This is a genomic window from Helicobacter japonicus (assembly GCF_000762845.2).
Classification (GTDB): Bacteria; Campylobacterota; Campylobacteria; order Campylobacterales; family Helicobacteraceae; genus Helicobacter_C; species Helicobacter_C japonicus.
On sequence record NZ_JRMQ02000001.1, the window covers coordinates 56,229 to 71,823 of the forward strand.

Below are 15,595 nucleotides of genomic sequence, written 5' to 3' on the forward strand. Positions count from 1 at the left end.
TCGTTATAAAAGTAATAAATTGAGAGGATATGATAATGAAAAGAAATAAAGGAAAACTGATAGAGAATCTAAAGGAAAAAACACACAGGACTGATGAGGAGTGCAATATTATCTATGAAATATTACAAGAGCAATCAATTATTGGGAGAAAAAATAAAGAAATAATTAAAAGTAAATTTATGGAAAAGTTAAATATAGAAGAAAGTGAAGCTGATGAACTTTATAACATATCAATGGAAACTATTTTAAAAGATTTTTTTAAAATAAAATAACCAAAAAACACCATCAGCAAGGTATAATGAGCTTTGATGATAAAAAGAGTAATACATTAAGGAAGTTATATTATTTTTGCGCTTTAGGGCAAATTAATACCTTGTATTCTTATCTCCACGCCTATGTGGCTTGGCTTTTTGAATCTTTGAATCTTTAAGTTTTTTAGAGCCTTTTTGCCCCTTTGTATTTTGTTTTAATATATCTTGTTTTGTGTGCTCTTGTTCATTTTGTGCTCTATCCTCTTGCTCTATATCATTTTGATTCTTTGCCTTAGCACTCAAAAACAAAGGCACACCGCTAAAATCAAATTCCTTGCGCAATACATTAATCAAATATCGCTTATAGCTAAAATGCAAACTCTTTGGGCGATTGCTTACAAGTGCAATTTGTGGGGGCTTTATGTCATATTGTGTTGCATAATAAATTTTTACTATTTTGCCGTGGTCGCTTGGGATATGATGCGTGCTTACTGCTTGCGCTATCACATCATTGAGCGCACTCGTTGGGATTCTAAAGCAAAATCGCTCATATACTTTTAGAATCTCCGCTTTCAGTTTATCAATATTACGTCCATTAGTCGCACTTAAAGTCATCACCGGTGCAAAAGAGAGAAAAGGGAATCTATGCTTAAATTCTTGGATTATCTCTTTGTATTCTTTATACTTTTTATCCCATTTGTTTAACACAACAATCACACCCAAAGCGTGTTTAGGAATAAGAGAGCTAATTTTTTCATCTAGTTCAACAAAAGGTGCGCTTGCATCAAGCACCAAAATCGCAATATGACTTTGAGAAAGCACTGCATTTGTGCGATTAAGGGCAAACTTTTCAATACCCTCTATTTTCCCTGCTCTTCTAATCCCTGCTGTATCGATAAATTTCACTTTTTTATCCTCTAGCATTATCTCCTCATCGACAGGGTCGATAGTTGTCCCAGCTACCTCACTTACTACACTCCTTTCTGTGCCCAAAAGTGCATTCAAAAGTGAGCTTTTACCGACATTTACGCGCCCAATAATTCCAACCGCTATGCAATCCTCCTCTTGTGGTTTAGAATCTAGAGATTCTAAAAACTCCTCCAAACTCTCATCTATATCCTCAAGTTGCCCTTTTAAATGCTCTCCTAAAGGCTGCTCTTTGGCAAGATGCAATATATCAAAAATGCTCTCAAGCAAAAGACTTATACCACGATTATGTTGCACAGAAATAAAGCACATCTCCTGCGCTCCAAATGCACTAAAATCCCACGCTCTCTGCTTGATTTTGTCATTATCTACTTTATTCACGACAAGCAAAAGTGGTTTTTTTTCTCTCTGTAATGTGCGAAAATAGGCTATATCATCATCTTGTGGGATAATGCTTCCATCGACCATATACAACACCATATCTGCCCCTAATGCAGCTTTTTTAGAATGCTCACTTACTTTAGCAAAAAGTCCTTGTGTCTTTTCAAGCCCACCTGTATCAATAATCTCCACATCAACGCCACTTATATCAAAATACGACTTTTTTACATCACGCGTTGTGCCTCTCACAGGCGAGGTAATAGCCAAATGCTGCCTAATCAGTCGATTAAAAAGGGAACTTTTACCAACATTTGGCTTACCTAAAATCGCTATACTTTTCATTTGTATATCCTTTAATAATATGCTACCATAATTTACTTAGTTTAGAAAAAATGTTTTTATAATGATATGTTAGCTAAAATTGACTTTAGCTTGATAGAAATATAAGGAATCACAATGTATAAGATTCTCATTCCCCTGCTTTTTTGCACAGGAATAATAACAGCAACGCTTAGAGCACAAGCTCCTTTGATACAAGATCATCAAGAAGTCCTCCCACAAGGAGACAAGGGAAAAGAAGTGTATGTTGATGAAGGTGTAGTCTTTATCCTTCAAAAAGATGATGCACATTTTGCAATGTATGGAGATTCTTACGCGCTCGTGCCTACCTCACAAAAACTCAAAAATTTTCTCAATCAACAAAAATCAATGCTTGATGCACGCACATTACGTTCTGCCAAAAGCACTACGCAAATTTATAATCAAGGTAAGGAGATTCTCTTTTATTACTCAAGCATTAAAGGCTCGAATCTTTATAGCGAAATTGCTCCAACAAGCTTTAGACTTACACTTGAAGAATATAATGATGAAAGCAAGAATCCACGCGAAACCCTTACCATTTATAGAATCCACAATTTTGATGAGGCTATTTTACACTCGCCTTGCCATATCGTGCAAAGCAAACATTTTATCCGTGATAGAGCGCAAAGTGAAATGCTTATTGACCTCAACAATGCCATTAACCCACGACTTTTAACACAGGGACAAACTGAACTTTTTTTACAATGCCAATTAAAAGAAATTTAATAAAAATAAACCAAAAATAAAATAAGATAGCTTATAATGTGTCTTTATTTTACCTTTAAAGGCATTCTATGCGTGGATTCAAAATTTTTAGCGGTTCAGCTCATATAACTTTTAGTCAAGATCTTGCAAATTTTCTTGATATTAGTCTCTCAAAAGCAAGTATTAATCGTTTCAGTGATGGCGAAATCAATGTGCAAATTAACGAATCTGTACGTGGAAAAGATGTCTTTATCGTTCAGCCTACTTGCGCTCCTACAAATGACAATCTTATGGAACTTCTTATTATTACTGATGCACTAAGGAGAAGTGGGGCAAACAGCATAAATGCGGTGATTCCATATTTTGGCTATGCAAGACAAGACAGGAAGGCTTCACCTCGCGTGCCAATTAGTGCCAAACTTGTAGCAAATCTTATTGAACAAAGCGGTGTTCATCGCGTTATTACAATGGATTTACACGCAGGGCAGATTCAAGGATTTTTTGATATACCTGTGGATAATCTCTATGGTTCTATTATGTTTGTAGATTATCTCCGTGCTAAATCCTTTAAGAATCCTATCATTGCCTCACCCGATATTGGCGGAGTAGCAAGAGCAAGACATTTTGCTGATAGATTAGGAATGGGCTTAGTGATTGTGGATAAAAAACGTCAAAGAGCAAATGAAAGTGAAGTGATGAATATTATCGGCGATGTAGAGGGCAAAGATGTCATTCTCGTAGATGATATGATTGACACTGCAGGCACAATGTGTAAAGCTGCTAATGTGCTCAAATCTCGTGGGGCAAACAGCATAATGGCTCTAGGCACACACCCCGTGCTAAGTGGTCCGGCTCTTGAACGAATCGCTCAAAGTGCGCTTGATGAAGTGGTTGTTACAAATTCTATCCCTCTCTCCACAACACACCCAAAAATTAAAGTCCTAAACGCCGCACCTCTTTTTGCTGAAGTCATACGCAGAATCTACCATAATGAAAGTGTCAATTCACTCTTTATCTAAGAATCTCTATGGAACATATTGAGCTTATTACTCTAGCAAGTATTGCATTTTTTGCCTCGATAGGACATTGTATCGGTATGTGTGGAGGCATAGTCTTAGCCTATAGTGCCTCTTTACCTACACGCAACTCTTTTGCTTCTCAAGATTCAAAAAATCCAACACCTATGCTAAAAACACAAAAAGAAAACACACATTCTATTTTTTATAACATCATATCATCTTTAGGCTATCAACTTCCCTTTCATCTCCTCTATCATTGTGGCAAAATCACAACCTATTGTGTGCTTGGATTCCTTGTTGGTGCTTTAGGACATATTGCTATGCCAAATGAGAATATAAAGTTTAGTATTTTGCTTGTTATAGGTGTTTTACTTGTAATCTATGGCTTAGTGATAGGACAATTTGTGAATCTACATATTCGTAGCTTAAAGTTTCCATTTTATGCACATATTATTACCTTTATGCGCTCTCTCCTCACACAAGGCACAAAATGGCGACTTTACATACTTGGCTTGTGCAATGGCTTACTCCCTTGTGGCATTGTGTATTACTTCCTCCTCACTGCAGCAATAGCAGGAAATGGTGTAAATGGCGCAATTGTTATGGGAATCTTTGGAATTATGACTATACCTTCACTCTTGCTTTTAGGACTTATAAGCTCAAGCCTGCAAAACAAACGTCTTCTCTTTTTACGCTTAAGTGGTGCAACTATGGTAGGATTTGGATTGTATGAAATGTATAAGGCAAGCAAATCTCTAGGCTTATTGCCATTCTTCTAGGAGGTTCTATGCAAAAATGTGCATTTTTTGATAGAGATGGGGTAATCAATCAAGATAATGGCTATGTATATAAAATTGAAGATTTTATCTTCTGCGATGGGCTTTTTCCTTTACTTAAAACACTCAAAGCTCAAGACTATCTTTTGCTTGTTATCACTAATCAATCTGGTATTGCACGCGGCTATTATAGTGAATCTGATTTAAATGCCCTTCATCAATATATGCAAGATTGCATATATACACAATGCGGATTTACTTTTGATAGAATCTATCATTGTCCGCATTTGCCAAGCCAAAATTGTGATTGTCGCAAACCAAAGACAGGAATGATAGAATCTGCGTGCAAAGACTTTAACATTGATTTGACACAATCTTTTTTTGTAGGTGATAAAATTACAGATATGCAATGTGCGCAAAATGCACACATTAATGGGAGATTTTTACTAGGAGATGCACAAGTAAGCGACAATTCACTAAAAAATGTGCAAAAGATTACAACTTTACACCAACTCCATAGTATAATAAAGAATATCACTTTATAAGGAGCAAGAATGAAATATATTTATGATGACCTTGCAGAAAAAAAAATACTCATCACGGGTGGGGCTGGTTTTATAGGAAGCAATCTTGCTTTTTATTTCCAAAAACATCACCCATTAGCTCAAATTTATATATTTGATAAATTTCGCAATGATGATACCTTCCCAAGTGGTAACCCTACTTCACTTGGACATTTTAAAAATATTATTGGCTTTAAAGGCAAAGTTATCGTAGGTGATATTAACAATAAAGAAGATTTAGAAAAACTCAAAGCCTATGATTTTGATATTATCTTTCATCAAGCAGCAATTTCTGATACTACCGTGCTTAATCAAGAGCTTGTAATGAAAACAAATCACGAAGCTTTTTTACAATTACTTGAAATTGCGAATCAATCTCAAGCAATGCTTATTTATGCTTCATCGGCTGGAACTTATGGCAATTCGCCTGCACCAAATAGTGTAGGAAGTGGCGAAATACCTGAAAATATTTATGGTTATTCTAAACTTTGTATGGACGAGAGTGTAAGAAAAATTCTCGCACAAGACCCAACTTGCCCTATTATCGGACTGCGATATTTTAATGTATATGGAGAAAGAGAATTTTATAAAGGTAAAACTGCATCAATGATTTTGCAACTTGGACTTCAAGCTCTCACGCATAAAAAAGTGCGACTTTTTAAAAATGGGGAGCAAAAACGTGATTTTGTCTATATCAAAGATGTGATTCAAGCTAATGTCAAGGCAATAGAATCCACACAAAGTGGGATTTATAATGTCGGAAGTGGTGAAGCAAGAAGTTTTAATGATATTATCGCTTGTCTCAAAGCTGGGCTTGGTGAGTTTGAAGTAGAATATATTGAAAATCCTTATAGCTTTTTCCAAACACACACAGAAGCAGATATTGCCTCCACAAAAGAAGCACTCTCCTATGTGCCACGATTTAATCTTGAAGAAGGTATAAAGCTATATCTGAATGAAATTCAAGCTATTTTTGAGCACGAAAACAAAAGAAAATAGCAAGGATAAAAATGTTTAATTTAGAATCTAAAAGCCCCAAAATCCTTGTTATCGGGGATTTAATGATTGATCATTATGTATGGGGAAGCTGTGAGCGTATCTCTCCTGAAGCTCCTGTGCAAGTGGTAGATGTCAAAAATGAAAGCAATCGCTTAGGTGGGGCTTGTAATGTCGCACATAACCTTATTGCACTTAATGCTCAAGTCTTTGTATGTGGTGTGGTAGGCAATGATGACACAGGATTATGGCTAGGAGATAAATTAGAATCTATAGGAGTAGATATTTCATATCTTTTTGTGGATACTTCACGTCCTACAACTAAAAAGACACGCGTTATTATCGCAAATCAACAAGTTTTACGCATAGATAGAGAAAGCAAAGCACCCATAGATTCTAGCATTCAAATTGATATTATGCAACGTCTCCACGCCGTGCTTGATGAAGTAGATTGTATAATAATCTCGGATTATGGCAAGGGATTACTCAATGATGAACTCACCCAATTTGTCATCACTTACGCAAAAAAGAAATCTAAATTTGTGCTTTGCGACCCAAAAGGCAAAGATTATAGCAAATATCGTGGTGCAACTCTCCTTACACCAAACAAAAAAGAGGCAGAACTTGCCACAGATATAATAATTTCTAATGAAGAAAGCCTCATTCGTGCGGGAATGACACTAAAAAATAAATGCCAGCTTGATATTTCGCTCATCACACTTAGTGAAGATGGCATAGGTATATTTGCAAATGATGCTATGGAGCGCATTCCTACACGAGCAAAAGAAGTCTATGATGTTACAGGTGCAGGGGATACCGTGATTGCTGCACTTGGTTTTGCACTAAGTAGCGGGTGTGATATTTTACAGGCGTGCGAATTTGCTAATGCTGCTGCTGCTGTTGTTGTAGGCAAAGTCGGAAGTGCAGTCGCCACTCATAATGAGATTTTACAATATGCTCACACACAACCCTCTAACCTCCAGCAGCATATAGAATCTAAAATTATCTCAAAAGAAAATTTACTCAAGATTCTAAAAACTCTCAAACAAAATAAAATTGTATTCACCAATGGTTGTTTTGATATTTTACATATCGGACATTTAAATTACCTCAACCACGCTCGTGATTTAGGAGGACTTCTTATTGTGGGATTAAATGATGATGATTCTATAAAACGACTTAAAGGCAAAGAACGCCCTATTAATCCTCTCAATAATCGCGCCCTTATGCTTGCTGGCTTGGAATGTGTAGATTATGTGGTAAGCTTTAGCGAAGATACGCCACTAGAGCTTATCAAAGCAATTCAACCTGATGTGCTTGTCAAAGGTGGGGATTACCATAATAAAGAAGTTGTGGGAAGTGAATATGCTAAAGAAGTTATATTGATAGATTTTGTAGAGGGTTATTCTACTTCAAACATTATAGATAGTATTCAAAGGAGCAAAAAATGAAAACATTTATAGAATCTGAATTTAATGCTCACTTACAAAGTGCGCAAAAAATTTTTTCACTCACAGAGCAGATACAAAAAGCTGCTTCTTTACTCACACAATCTCTCGCACAAGGTAGGAAGATTCTTATCTGTGGCAATGGCGGTAGTGCTGCTGATGCCCAACATTTTGCCGCTGAACTTACTGGCAGATACAAAAGAGAGCGCAAAGGCTTGGCAGGCATTGCTTTAAGTGTAGATACTTCCGCACTCACAGCTATTGGGAATGACTATGGATTTGAATTTGTGTTTTCGCGTCAAGTAGAAGCACTTGCACAAAAAGGTGATGTATTTTTTGGTATTTCTACAAGTGGAAACTCTGCAAATGTGCTTCAAGCCGCAAAAGTCGCACGTAATATAGGTTGTAGCATCATCGGATTAAGTGGGCGTGATGGAGGCAAACTCAATGAAATATGCGATATAAATCTTATTATGCCAGATAATGACACACCTAGAATCCAAGAGTTACATATCCTAGTCATTCATATTTTGTGTGATATTATTGAGAAAGCAAGTATAGATAAAGGAGCATAATGCTTCTTCTAAAAACATTACAATCCCTACAAAACACACAAAAAGATGTAATTCACGATACACTACAAGATGCACTTTACACTGATGGTGTGAATGTCGCACTTTTGGATATTGTATTTGGGCATTATTTTATTTATGTGCTCTTAAGTGATGGGTTACTTATACCTGTATTTTTGCACGAAAATCGTATGACCTACAAACAATCTCAACTCTATGGTTTGCCCAAACTACATTTTTGTGTATGTAACGAAATTGCAAAGGATTTTAGTCTTGCAAATAAACCGCGCACACTTGATACACGACACTATATTGCTAAAAGAACCACAAAAAATGCTTTCAATGTAAGTATCAAACAAGGCTTAAGCGAAATAGGATTATACAATGACTATCCGCTTGAATTATGTGCGATGTGTAGTGATATTTTAAGTCAAATACGTGAAAGTGAAGTCATTAATAGCACTTTGAGCGTATATGTTTTTTCCTACCAATGGCTCAAACTTTTAGAATCTCGCCCTGATATAAGACAAAAAGAAATGATTGCCCTACAAAATGCGCACCTTTCTTGTTTTAAATGCAAAAAGTTAATCACTTTAGATTCAAATGTATGGATACACATAGTAGGAGATACCTTACATATTTGTTGTTGTTAATCTTATGTTAAAATATTGTTTTAATTTTTGACTTGGGAGTTTTATTTTATGAGTCTTACTTTAGGGATTGATATTGGGAGTACAACAGCAAAGGTTGTCCTTATGGACGGAGATGAAATCATTTTCAAAGTCTATGAGCGGCATTATTCAAAAGTGCGTGAAAAAACCATAGAGATTGTGCAAAGAATCACAGATATTGTCGGTGATAAGGAGCTTAAAGTGGCAATCTCTGGCTCTGCTGGATTTGGTATCTGCAAAGCTACAGGTATTGACTTTGTGCAAGAAGTATTTGCTACAGCTGGTGCGGTTAGACATCTTGTTCCTGATGCTGACGCAGTGATTGAGCTAGGTGGAGAAGATGCAAAAATCATATTTTTAACCGGTGGAACAGAAGAGAGAATGAATGGTTCTTGTGCTGGTGGCACAGGTGCATTTATCGACCAAATGGTAACTCTCCTTGCTATTACTCCTGAGGAATTTGATAAAATCTCACTCAAATGTCAAAAAATCTACCCTATTGCCTCACGTTGTGGTGTGTTTGCCAAAACCGATGTTCAGCCACTTCTCAATCAAGGTGTCAATAAAGAAGATATTACTGCTAGTATTTTTCAAGCTGTCGTAGATCAAACTATCACAGGTTTAGCTCAAGGACGCAAAATTGAAGGCAAGATTCTTTTCCTTGGGGGACCACTTTTTTATTATAAAGGCTTGCAAGAACGATTTGCTAAAACTTTAAAGCTTGATGAAGAACACGCTATTTTTCCAGATTTTGCACAATACGCGGTGGCAATTGGTGTCGCACTTCAAGCACGTGAGCTTGAAAAAACTTATACTTGTCAATCACTGATTCATACACTCGAAGAAAGCAAAAACACTGCTTCAACCAACAAATACCTTGAACCACTTTTTGTTTCACAAGCCGACTATGATGCGTTTATAGCGCGACACGAAAGCGCAAGTGTAGAAGAAATAGATATTCAAAAAGCCTATGAATCTCATAATTACCAAAAAATTGATGTCTATATCGGTATAGATTGTGGAAGCACGACAACAAAACTTGTTATGCTTGATAGCAACAATGCCATTGTATATCAATATTACAACTCCAATCAAGGCAACCCGGTTGCTGTCATTAGCTCTCAACTTGCCTATATTTATGAGCATTTTGGTGATAAAATAAATATCAAAGGAAGTGCAGTTACAGGCTATGGTGAGGAGCTTATAAAGGCTGCATTTAATCTTGATTCTGGGCTTGTGGAAACAATGGCTCATCTTAAAGCTGCTAAATATTTTAATCCTCAAGTAGATTTTATTATTGATATTGGCGGACAAGATATGAAATGTTTTTATATCAAAAATCAAACCATAGATTCTATAATGCTTAATGAAGCGTGTAGTTCAGGTTGTGGAAGCTTTATTGAAACATTTGCAAAATCTATGGGCTATGATATACAAACTTTTTCAAAACTTGGTTTAGAATCGAAACACCCTGTTGAACTTGGAAGCCGCTGCACCGTGTTTATGAACAGCTCTGTTAAAGAAGCGCAAAAAGAGGGGGCAAGTATTGAGGATATTAGTGCTGGACTTTCTATGAGTGTCGTTAAAAATGCAATTTACAAAGTCATACGCGCACGCGATGCAGACGATTTAGGAAAACAAATTGTTGTGCAAGGTGGGACGTTCCTTAATAATGCTGTGCTAAGGAGCTTTGAAAAAGAAATCGGCAGAGAAGTCGTGCGTCCCAAAATAAGTGGTCTTATGGGAGCTTTTGGTGCAGCACTATATGCAAAAGATTTGAATCTAGAGCATTCAAGCACGATGAAACAAGAAGAATTAGCCACATTTAAACATACTGCAACTGCAAGTGTATGTAAAATCTGTGGAAATAATTGCCACCTCACAATTAACCGCTTTGGTGAAGGTAAAAAATTCATATCAGGTAATCGTTGTGATAAGCCCTTGGGATTCAAAAAGCTTCTTTTCTTACCAAATCTATATGATTATAAACTCAATAAAATCAAATCTCTTTGTGCCTATGAAAATATGGATAAATCTCGCCTTACAAAAGGAAAAATCGGCATTCCTCTGGGTTTAAATATGTATGAAAACTTGCCATTTTGGCACACACTACTTAGTGAATTAGGCTATGAAGTGGTAGTTTCTGATATGACTACACGCAAAACCTTTGCACTTGGACAATATAGCATTCCTAGCGATACAGTGTGCTACCCTGCCAAGCTTTTGCACGGACATATCGAGAATCTCCTCAAAAAGGGGGTTGATAAAATATTCTATCCTTGTATGAGTTATAGTTTTGCAGGTGATGAAAAACATAAAGATTCAAGCACAAATAACTATAACTGCCCTGTTGTAGCGTATTATCCCGAGTTATTAAATGCTAATGTTGATAAGTTGCGTGAAGTAAAATTTTTCTATCCTTATTTTGGCTTGCATAAAAAAGATGATTTTAGAAAAAAAGGATTTGAATTTTTCAAAAAAGAGCTTGGTGCAGATAAAAAGGCATTCCTACAAGCTGTAGATAAAGCTTATGAAGTGCGTGATGAATGGCTTAGTGATATTAAAGAACAAGGAGAAAAAGCTCTGCATTTTGCACGAGCTAATAAGCTTAAAGCTATCGTGCTATGTGGGCGTCCTTATCATATTGACCCAGAAATTAATCACGGCATTGATAAGCTTATCAATTCACTTGGACTTGTTGTGCTAAGTGAAGATAGTATAGAGCATTTAGCAGATGCGGGTGAGCTTCATATTCTCAACCAATGGAGTTACCATTCACGACTTTATAATGCAGCAGCATTTGTAAGCAATGATGAAAATCTTGAGCTTGTGCAACTTGTAAGTTTTGGCTGTGGAATAGATTCTATCACGACTGATGAAGTGCGCGAGATTTTAGAATCTCACGGCAGATTCTACACTCAACTCAAAATTGATGAAATCAGTAATTTGGGTGCAGTCAAAATCAGAATCCGCAGTCTCATTGGAGCGATGGAAGAAAAACAAGCTCAAAAAAAGGCAAAAATTTTGCTACAATCAACTCAAATACTTGAGAATGCTTAAATTTATTCATAAAGGAATCCTATGACACAAAAAATGACCCCTCATATCAATTCTTGGCAAATGCCAGATTCTCAATCGCTTATTATTAAAGCAGAAAATAAGCGCGAACTCAAACGTGTTCCATTTACTGCAGAGATGAAACAAACACATACCATTCTCGTGCCAATGATGTTACCTGTGCATTTTGAATTGCTTGTGAAAATCTTACACTTGCACGGCTATAATGCAGAGCTTTTACATAATGATGGCAAAGGTGTAGTAGATGAAGGTTTGCGCAATGTGCATAATGACACTTGTTACCCTGCATTGCTTGTGATTGGACAAATGATTGATGCGCTTAAAAGCGGTAAATGGGATTTAGACAAGGTCGCATTACTCATTACACAAACAGGTGGAGGTTGTCGGGCAAGCAATTATATTTATCTTTTACGAAAAGCCCTTAACAAAGCAGGATTTGGGAATATTCCTGTTATCTCTCTTAATTTTAGCGGATTAGAATCTGACCAAGGCTTTAGCGTTACTCGCCCAATGTTACAGAATCTACTCAATGCTATTGTTTATGGGGATTTGATTATGCATATTGCTAATCAATGTCGCCCTTATGAAAAAAATAAGGGTGATACCGATGCAATGGTAGATAAATGGGTGCGCCGCATTACAAGTGAGGGCACAAATGAAGGCTTAAGAAAATACAGCGTGCTCAAAAAAGATATGAAACTTATCCTTGACGATTTTGCTTCTATTCCACGAGATTCTAAGCAAAAAGTGCGTGTAGGCATTGTAGGTGAGATTTATATCAAATTCTCTCCACTTGGTAATAATAATCTTGAAGATTTTCTTTTGAGTGAGGATTGCGAGGTTGTGATTCCGGGCTTTATGGATTTTTGCCTCTACTGCATTAACGATACAATCGTAGATGGTAAAATGTATGGTGGCACATTTATGCAATCCCTCATTTATCGTGTGGTGTATTGGTATTTTGCTAACAAACAGCTTGATACAATTAAAGCGATTAAAAAACACGGAGTATTTAGAGCACCTACTGCATTTAAATATACAAAAAAAGCAGTGCAAGGCTATGTATCACAAGGTATGAATATGGGAGAAGGGTGGCTACTCACTGCTGAAATGCTTGAGCTCATCGAACAAGGTGTAGAAAATATCGTCTGCACCCAACCTTTTGGCTGTCTGCCTAATCATATTGTAGGACGTGGTATGATGAAGACAATCAAAGAACGCAACCCACAAAGTAATATTGTATCGATTGATTATGACCCGGGTGCGACAAAAGTCAATCAAGAAAATCGCATTAAGCTTATGCTAAGTAATGCCAAAAAAGCTCACGCCCAAAAAGCATAATCTACCCTAAAGATTTTTATATGAGCAGATAGAATCAATTTGCGCTTATTGTTTCTGTCTGCTTCACTACTTTATAATCTTTATCTTTACACCAAAAACTTAATTAATATTCTATGCCCACTTCTTTTAATCTATCACGAATGTAGCGCATTTGAATATTTTTATCAAAACACCATTTAGGTGCAAGGAGAGTTTCATCGTGCGCTCCAGCACTAATTCTTTGCACAACAACATCAGGCGGGATTTTTTGCAGGGATTTTACAATGAGGTTACTAAAAGTTTCTATACTGATAGGCTCATATTGCCCATCTTTATAAAGTTTGGCTAATCTCGTGCCATTGACAACATATAGTGGGTGAATCTTAATACCATTTATCCCCCATTCTAACACCGAATCAAGAGAGTGTAGCATCATCTCTTCTGTCTCATCTGGTAGCCCGTAGATAAGATGCGCACATACTTTTATACCTTTTTCACGCGTTTTTTCAAACATCTCTTTTGCTCCAGCAATGCTATGAGCGCGATTTGTAATTTCAAGCGTTCTATCATACACAGATTGAATCCCATACTCTAGCCAAATCTCCTTGCCTTTTTTAACATAATCGCCCAAAAGTTCAAGCACCTCATCTTTTACACAATCAATGCGTGTGCCTATACTTAGCCCAACGACATTAGGGAAACTTAGAGCCTTATCATAGAGAGCTTTTAGTGTGTCAAATGGTGCATAAGTATTTGTGTAAGACTGAAAATACACCATATATTTACTCACACCAAATTTGCTTTGATGAAATTCACTATGCCAATAAAATTGCTCTTCAAGCTGTTTGAGCTGCTTAGGAAGAAGTGGATTTGTGCTAAGGGAAAAATTCATCTTTACTTGTGAGATTTTATCAAGCTTTATAAGGCTAGGTGAGAAGCTTTCATTATCACAATAAATACAACCGCCTTTAGCTAAACTCCCATCAATATTTGGACAAGTGAATCCTTGCAAAGATATGGGGATTTTTCGCACTCTCGTGCCAAATCGTTTTTTAAAATATCGCCCTACGCTTAACACGAGTCGCATTGCTTATCCTTAGTGTAATCATCAATATATTCTTCATCAAAACACGCCTTGCACCAACCTTTAGATTCTCCATTTATACTTTTTGTTAAACCTTGAATTGAGAGAAATCCTAAAGAATCCGCCCCAATATATTTTCGCACTTCTTCAATACTTTTATTAGCGCAAATAAGTTGCTCTTTGTGCGGTGTATCCACACCATAATAACAAGGTGAAATAGTCGGTGGAGACGAGATAAGAAGATGTATTTTTCTCGCTCCTGCTTGACGTAATATCTTTATAATTTGTCGGCTTGTCGTGCCACGCACCACAGAATCATCAATCACAATAATATCTTTTCCCGCAATAAGTTCTTTAATAGGATTAAGCTTTAAGCGCACCTTAAGTTCTCGCTCCTGCTGTGTAGGCTCAATAAAAGTGCGCCCTACATAGTGATTACGGATAATGCCAAGCTCAAAGTCAATACCACTTTGCTTGCTATACCCAAGTGCTGCTGCTACACCAGAATCTGGCACAGGAATCACCATATCTGCCTCAATTCTATACTCTTTTGCAAGTTCTACGCCCATTTGCTTACGCGCCCTATACACATTGCAGCCAAAAATTGTGCTATCAGGACGTGCAAAATAAATGTGTTCAAACACACAGGAGTGAGGATTTGGCTCAAAAACTTGAATACTTGTAGGTTGCGTATCTGTGAGGGAATATGCACCATCAAAAATAAGCAACTCTCCTGGATTCACTTCACGCACAAATTCTGCACCAATAAGGTCAAATGCACAACTCTCACTTGCCACAACATAGCCCATACTGCCATCTTGATTTTGAATCTTACCTAGGCTCAATGGGCGCAAACCATAGCGGTCGCGTATGGCAAACATTTTACTCCGAGAGAGAAAGACAAAAGAATACGCACCATCAACACAACCTAATGCATCAATGATTCTATCCTTAAGTGATTGTTTTTTACTTTGAGCAATTAAATGAATAAGATTTTCAGTATCAAGGTGGCTTTGGAAAATCGCACCATTTTGGATAAGCTTTTTACGCATATCTTTGGCGTTAGTAAGATTTCCATTGTGTGCTATGGCAATTTCTCCTAACTCATATCGGGCAAAAATAGGTTGTGTGTCATTTATAGAATCTTCACCTGCAGTCGAATAGCGATTGTGCCCAATACTTGAGCGACCCTGAAGTTTATCTAAACGTTTCTGGGTAAAAATTTTTGTTACAAGTCCTGTGCTTTTAATTGTGGTAATTTTTGTGCCATTGCTTGCAGAGATTCCGCTTGCTTCCTGCCCTCTGTGTTGCATTGCAAAAAGTGAATAATAACTTAACACACTTGCATTATCAACATTATACACGCCTACAACTGCACATTCTTCATTCCAGCTTTTCATACTCTAGCCACCTTATTTTGTCTTGGCGTGATTGTATAGCAACA

Annotated in this window: 14 protein-coding genes; 11 read left to right on the plus strand and 3 right to left on the minus strand. The window is 36.8% G+C overall.

Annotated features, from left to right (window positions below; all coding sequences use genetic code 11):
- Positions 1 to 35: 35 nt before the first annotated feature.
- Positions 36 to 272 (plus strand): hypothetical protein, encoded by a 237-nt coding sequence (locus LS65_RS00235; RefSeq protein WP_034362781.1) that lies wholly within the window; start codon positions 36 to 38, stop codon positions 270 to 272.
- A gap of 93 nt (positions 273 to 365) precedes the next feature.
- Here LS65_RS00235 and der read toward each other — a convergent pair whose 3' ends face one another.
- Positions 366 to 1,901, minus strand: a complete 1,536-nt coding sequence (gene der / locus LS65_RS00240; protein ID WP_034362780.1) for a ribosome biogenesis GTPase Der — start codon at positions 1,899 to 1,901, stop codon at positions 366 to 368.
- Between the two features lie 114 nt (positions 1,902 to 2,015).
- Between der and LS65_RS00245 the strand changes: the two genes are divergently transcribed.
- The 10 genes from LS65_RS00245 to LS65_RS00290 all read left to right on the plus strand — a co-directional run bounded on the left by LS65_RS00245 (position 2,016) and on the right by LS65_RS00290 (position 13,088).
- Entirely contained in the window at positions 2,016 to 2,645 is a 630-nt protein-coding gene (locus tag LS65_RS00245) for a hypothetical protein (protein ID WP_052061128.1), read from the plus strand.
- A gap of 68 nt (positions 2,646 to 2,713) precedes the next feature.
- A complete protein-coding gene (locus tag LS65_RS00250; protein ID WP_034362778.1) occupies positions 2,714 to 3,643 on the plus strand; it encodes a ribose-phosphate pyrophosphokinase in 930 nt (309 codons plus the stop codon).
- 8 nt (positions 3,644 to 3,651) lie between these two features.
- Positions 3,652 to 4,422: a sulfite exporter TauE/SafE family protein gene (locus LS65_RS00255; protein ID WP_034362777.1), complete on the plus strand. Its 771-nt coding sequence runs from the start codon at positions 3,652 to 3,654 to the stop codon at positions 4,420 to 4,422.
- An 8-nt stretch (positions 4,423 to 4,430) separates the two neighbouring features.
- Positions 4,431 to 4,964: a D-glycero-alpha-D-manno-heptose-1,7-bisphosphate 7-phosphatase gene (locus tag LS65_RS00260; protein WP_034362775.1), complete on the plus strand. Its 534-nt coding sequence runs from the start codon at positions 4,431 to 4,433 to the stop codon at positions 4,962 to 4,964.
- 9 nt (positions 4,965 to 4,973) lie between these two features.
- Entirely contained in the window at positions 4,974 to 5,981 is a 1,008-nt protein-coding gene (rfaD, locus tag LS65_RS00265) for an ADP-glyceromanno-heptose 6-epimerase (RefSeq protein WP_034362773.1), read from the plus strand.
- A gap of 11 nt (positions 5,982 to 5,992) precedes the next feature.
- Positions 5,993 to 7,429 carry a D-glycero-beta-D-manno-heptose-7-phosphate kinase gene (rfaE1, locus tag LS65_RS00270; protein ID WP_034362772.1) on the plus strand — a complete coding sequence of 479 codons (1,437 nt, stop codon included), beginning with the start codon at positions 5,993 to 5,995 and terminating at the stop codon, positions 7,427 to 7,429.
- Complete coding sequence (gene gmhA / locus LS65_RS00275; RefSeq protein ID WP_034362770.1) at positions 7,426 to 8,001, plus strand: D-sedoheptulose 7-phosphate isomerase; 576 nt, start codon at positions 7,426 to 7,428, stop codon at positions 7,999 to 8,001. The genes rfaE1 and gmhA overlap by 4 nt, the downstream gene beginning before the upstream one ends.
- Complete coding sequence (locus LS65_RS00280; RefSeq protein WP_034362768.1) at positions 8,001 to 8,651, plus strand: hypothetical protein; 651 nt, start codon at positions 8,001 to 8,003, stop codon at positions 8,649 to 8,651. The genes gmhA and LS65_RS00280 overlap by 1 nt, the downstream gene beginning before the upstream one ends.
- Positions 8,652 to 8,699: 48 nt before the next feature.
- Positions 8,700 to 11,729, plus strand: a complete 3,030-nt coding sequence (locus LS65_RS00285) for an acyl-CoA dehydratase activase (RefSeq protein ID WP_034362767.1) — start codon at positions 8,700 to 8,702, stop codon at positions 11,727 to 11,729.
- A 21-nt stretch (positions 11,730 to 11,750) separates the two neighbouring features.
- On the plus strand, positions 11,751 to 13,088 hold the full coding sequence (locus LS65_RS00290; protein ID WP_236096573.1) for a 2-hydroxyacyl-CoA dehydratase: 1,338 nt from the start codon (positions 11,751 to 11,753) through the stop codon (positions 13,086 to 13,088).
- A gap of 103 nt (positions 13,089 to 13,191) precedes the next feature.
- Here the strand turns inward: LS65_RS00290 and mnmL are convergent, their stop codons facing one another.
- Entirely contained in the window at positions 13,192 to 14,154 is a 963-nt protein-coding gene (gene mnmL / locus LS65_RS00295; protein WP_034362766.1) for a tRNA modification radical SAM protein MnmL/YtqA, read from the minus strand.
- The gene (gene purF, locus LS65_RS00300; protein ID WP_034362765.1) at positions 14,139 to 15,551 is read right to left on the minus strand and encodes an amidophosphoribosyltransferase; all 1,413 of its coding nucleotides are present in this window, start codon (positions 15,549 to 15,551) and stop codon (positions 14,139 to 14,141) included. Before purF ends, mnmL begins: the two co-directional genes overlap by 16 nt.
- Positions 15,552 to 15,595 lie beyond the last annotated feature (44 nt).

What these genes read in the sequence shown, in the direction of transcription:
- LS65_RS00235 (WP_034362781.1), top strand. Translation starts at nt 36, where the DNA reads ATGAAAAGAAATAAAGGAAAACTGATAGAGAATCTAAAGGAAAAAACA.
- der (WP_034362780.1), bottom strand. Translation starts at nt 1,901, where the DNA reads ATGAAAAGTATAGCGATTTTAGGTAAGCCAAATGTTGGTAAAAGTTCC.
- LS65_RS00245 (WP_052061128.1), top strand. Translation starts at nt 2,016, where the DNA reads ATGTATAAGATTCTCATTCCCCTGCTTTTTTGCACAGGAATAATAACA.
- LS65_RS00250 (WP_034362778.1), top strand. Translation starts at nt 2,714, where the DNA reads ATGCGTGGATTCAAAATTTTTAGCGGTTCAGCTCATATAACTTTTAGT.
- LS65_RS00255 (WP_034362777.1), top strand. Translation starts at nt 3,652, where the DNA reads ATGGAACATATTGAGCTTATTACTCTAGCAAGTATTGCATTTTTTGCC.
- LS65_RS00260 (WP_034362775.1), top strand. Translation starts at nt 4,431, where the DNA reads ATGCAAAAATGTGCATTTTTTGATAGAGATGGGGTAATCAATCAAGAT.
- rfaD (WP_034362773.1), top strand. Translation starts at nt 4,974, where the DNA reads ATGAAATATATTTATGATGACCTTGCAGAAAAAAAAATACTCATCACG.
- rfaE1 (WP_034362772.1), top strand. Translation starts at nt 5,993, where the DNA reads ATGTTTAATTTAGAATCTAAAAGCCCCAAAATCCTTGTTATCGGGGAT.
- gmhA (WP_034362770.1), top strand. Translation starts at nt 7,426, where the DNA reads ATGAAAACATTTATAGAATCTGAATTTAATGCTCACTTACAAAGTGCG.
- LS65_RS00280 (WP_034362768.1), top strand. Translation starts at nt 8,001, where the DNA reads ATGCTTCTTCTAAAAACATTACAATCCCTACAAAACACACAAAAAGAT.
- LS65_RS00285 (WP_034362767.1), top strand. Translation starts at nt 8,700, where the DNA reads ATGAGTCTTACTTTAGGGATTGATATTGGGAGTACAACAGCAAAGGTT.
- LS65_RS00290 (WP_236096573.1), top strand. Translation starts at nt 11,751, where the DNA reads ATGACACAAAAAATGACCCCTCATATCAATTCTTGGCAAATGCCAGAT.
- mnmL (WP_034362766.1), bottom strand. Translation starts at nt 14,154, where the DNA reads ATGCGACTCGTGTTAAGCGTAGGGCGATATTTTAAAAAACGATTTGGC.
- purF (WP_034362765.1), bottom strand. Translation starts at nt 15,551, where the DNA reads ATGAAAAGCTGGAATGAAGAATGTGCAGTTGTAGGCGTGTATAATGTT.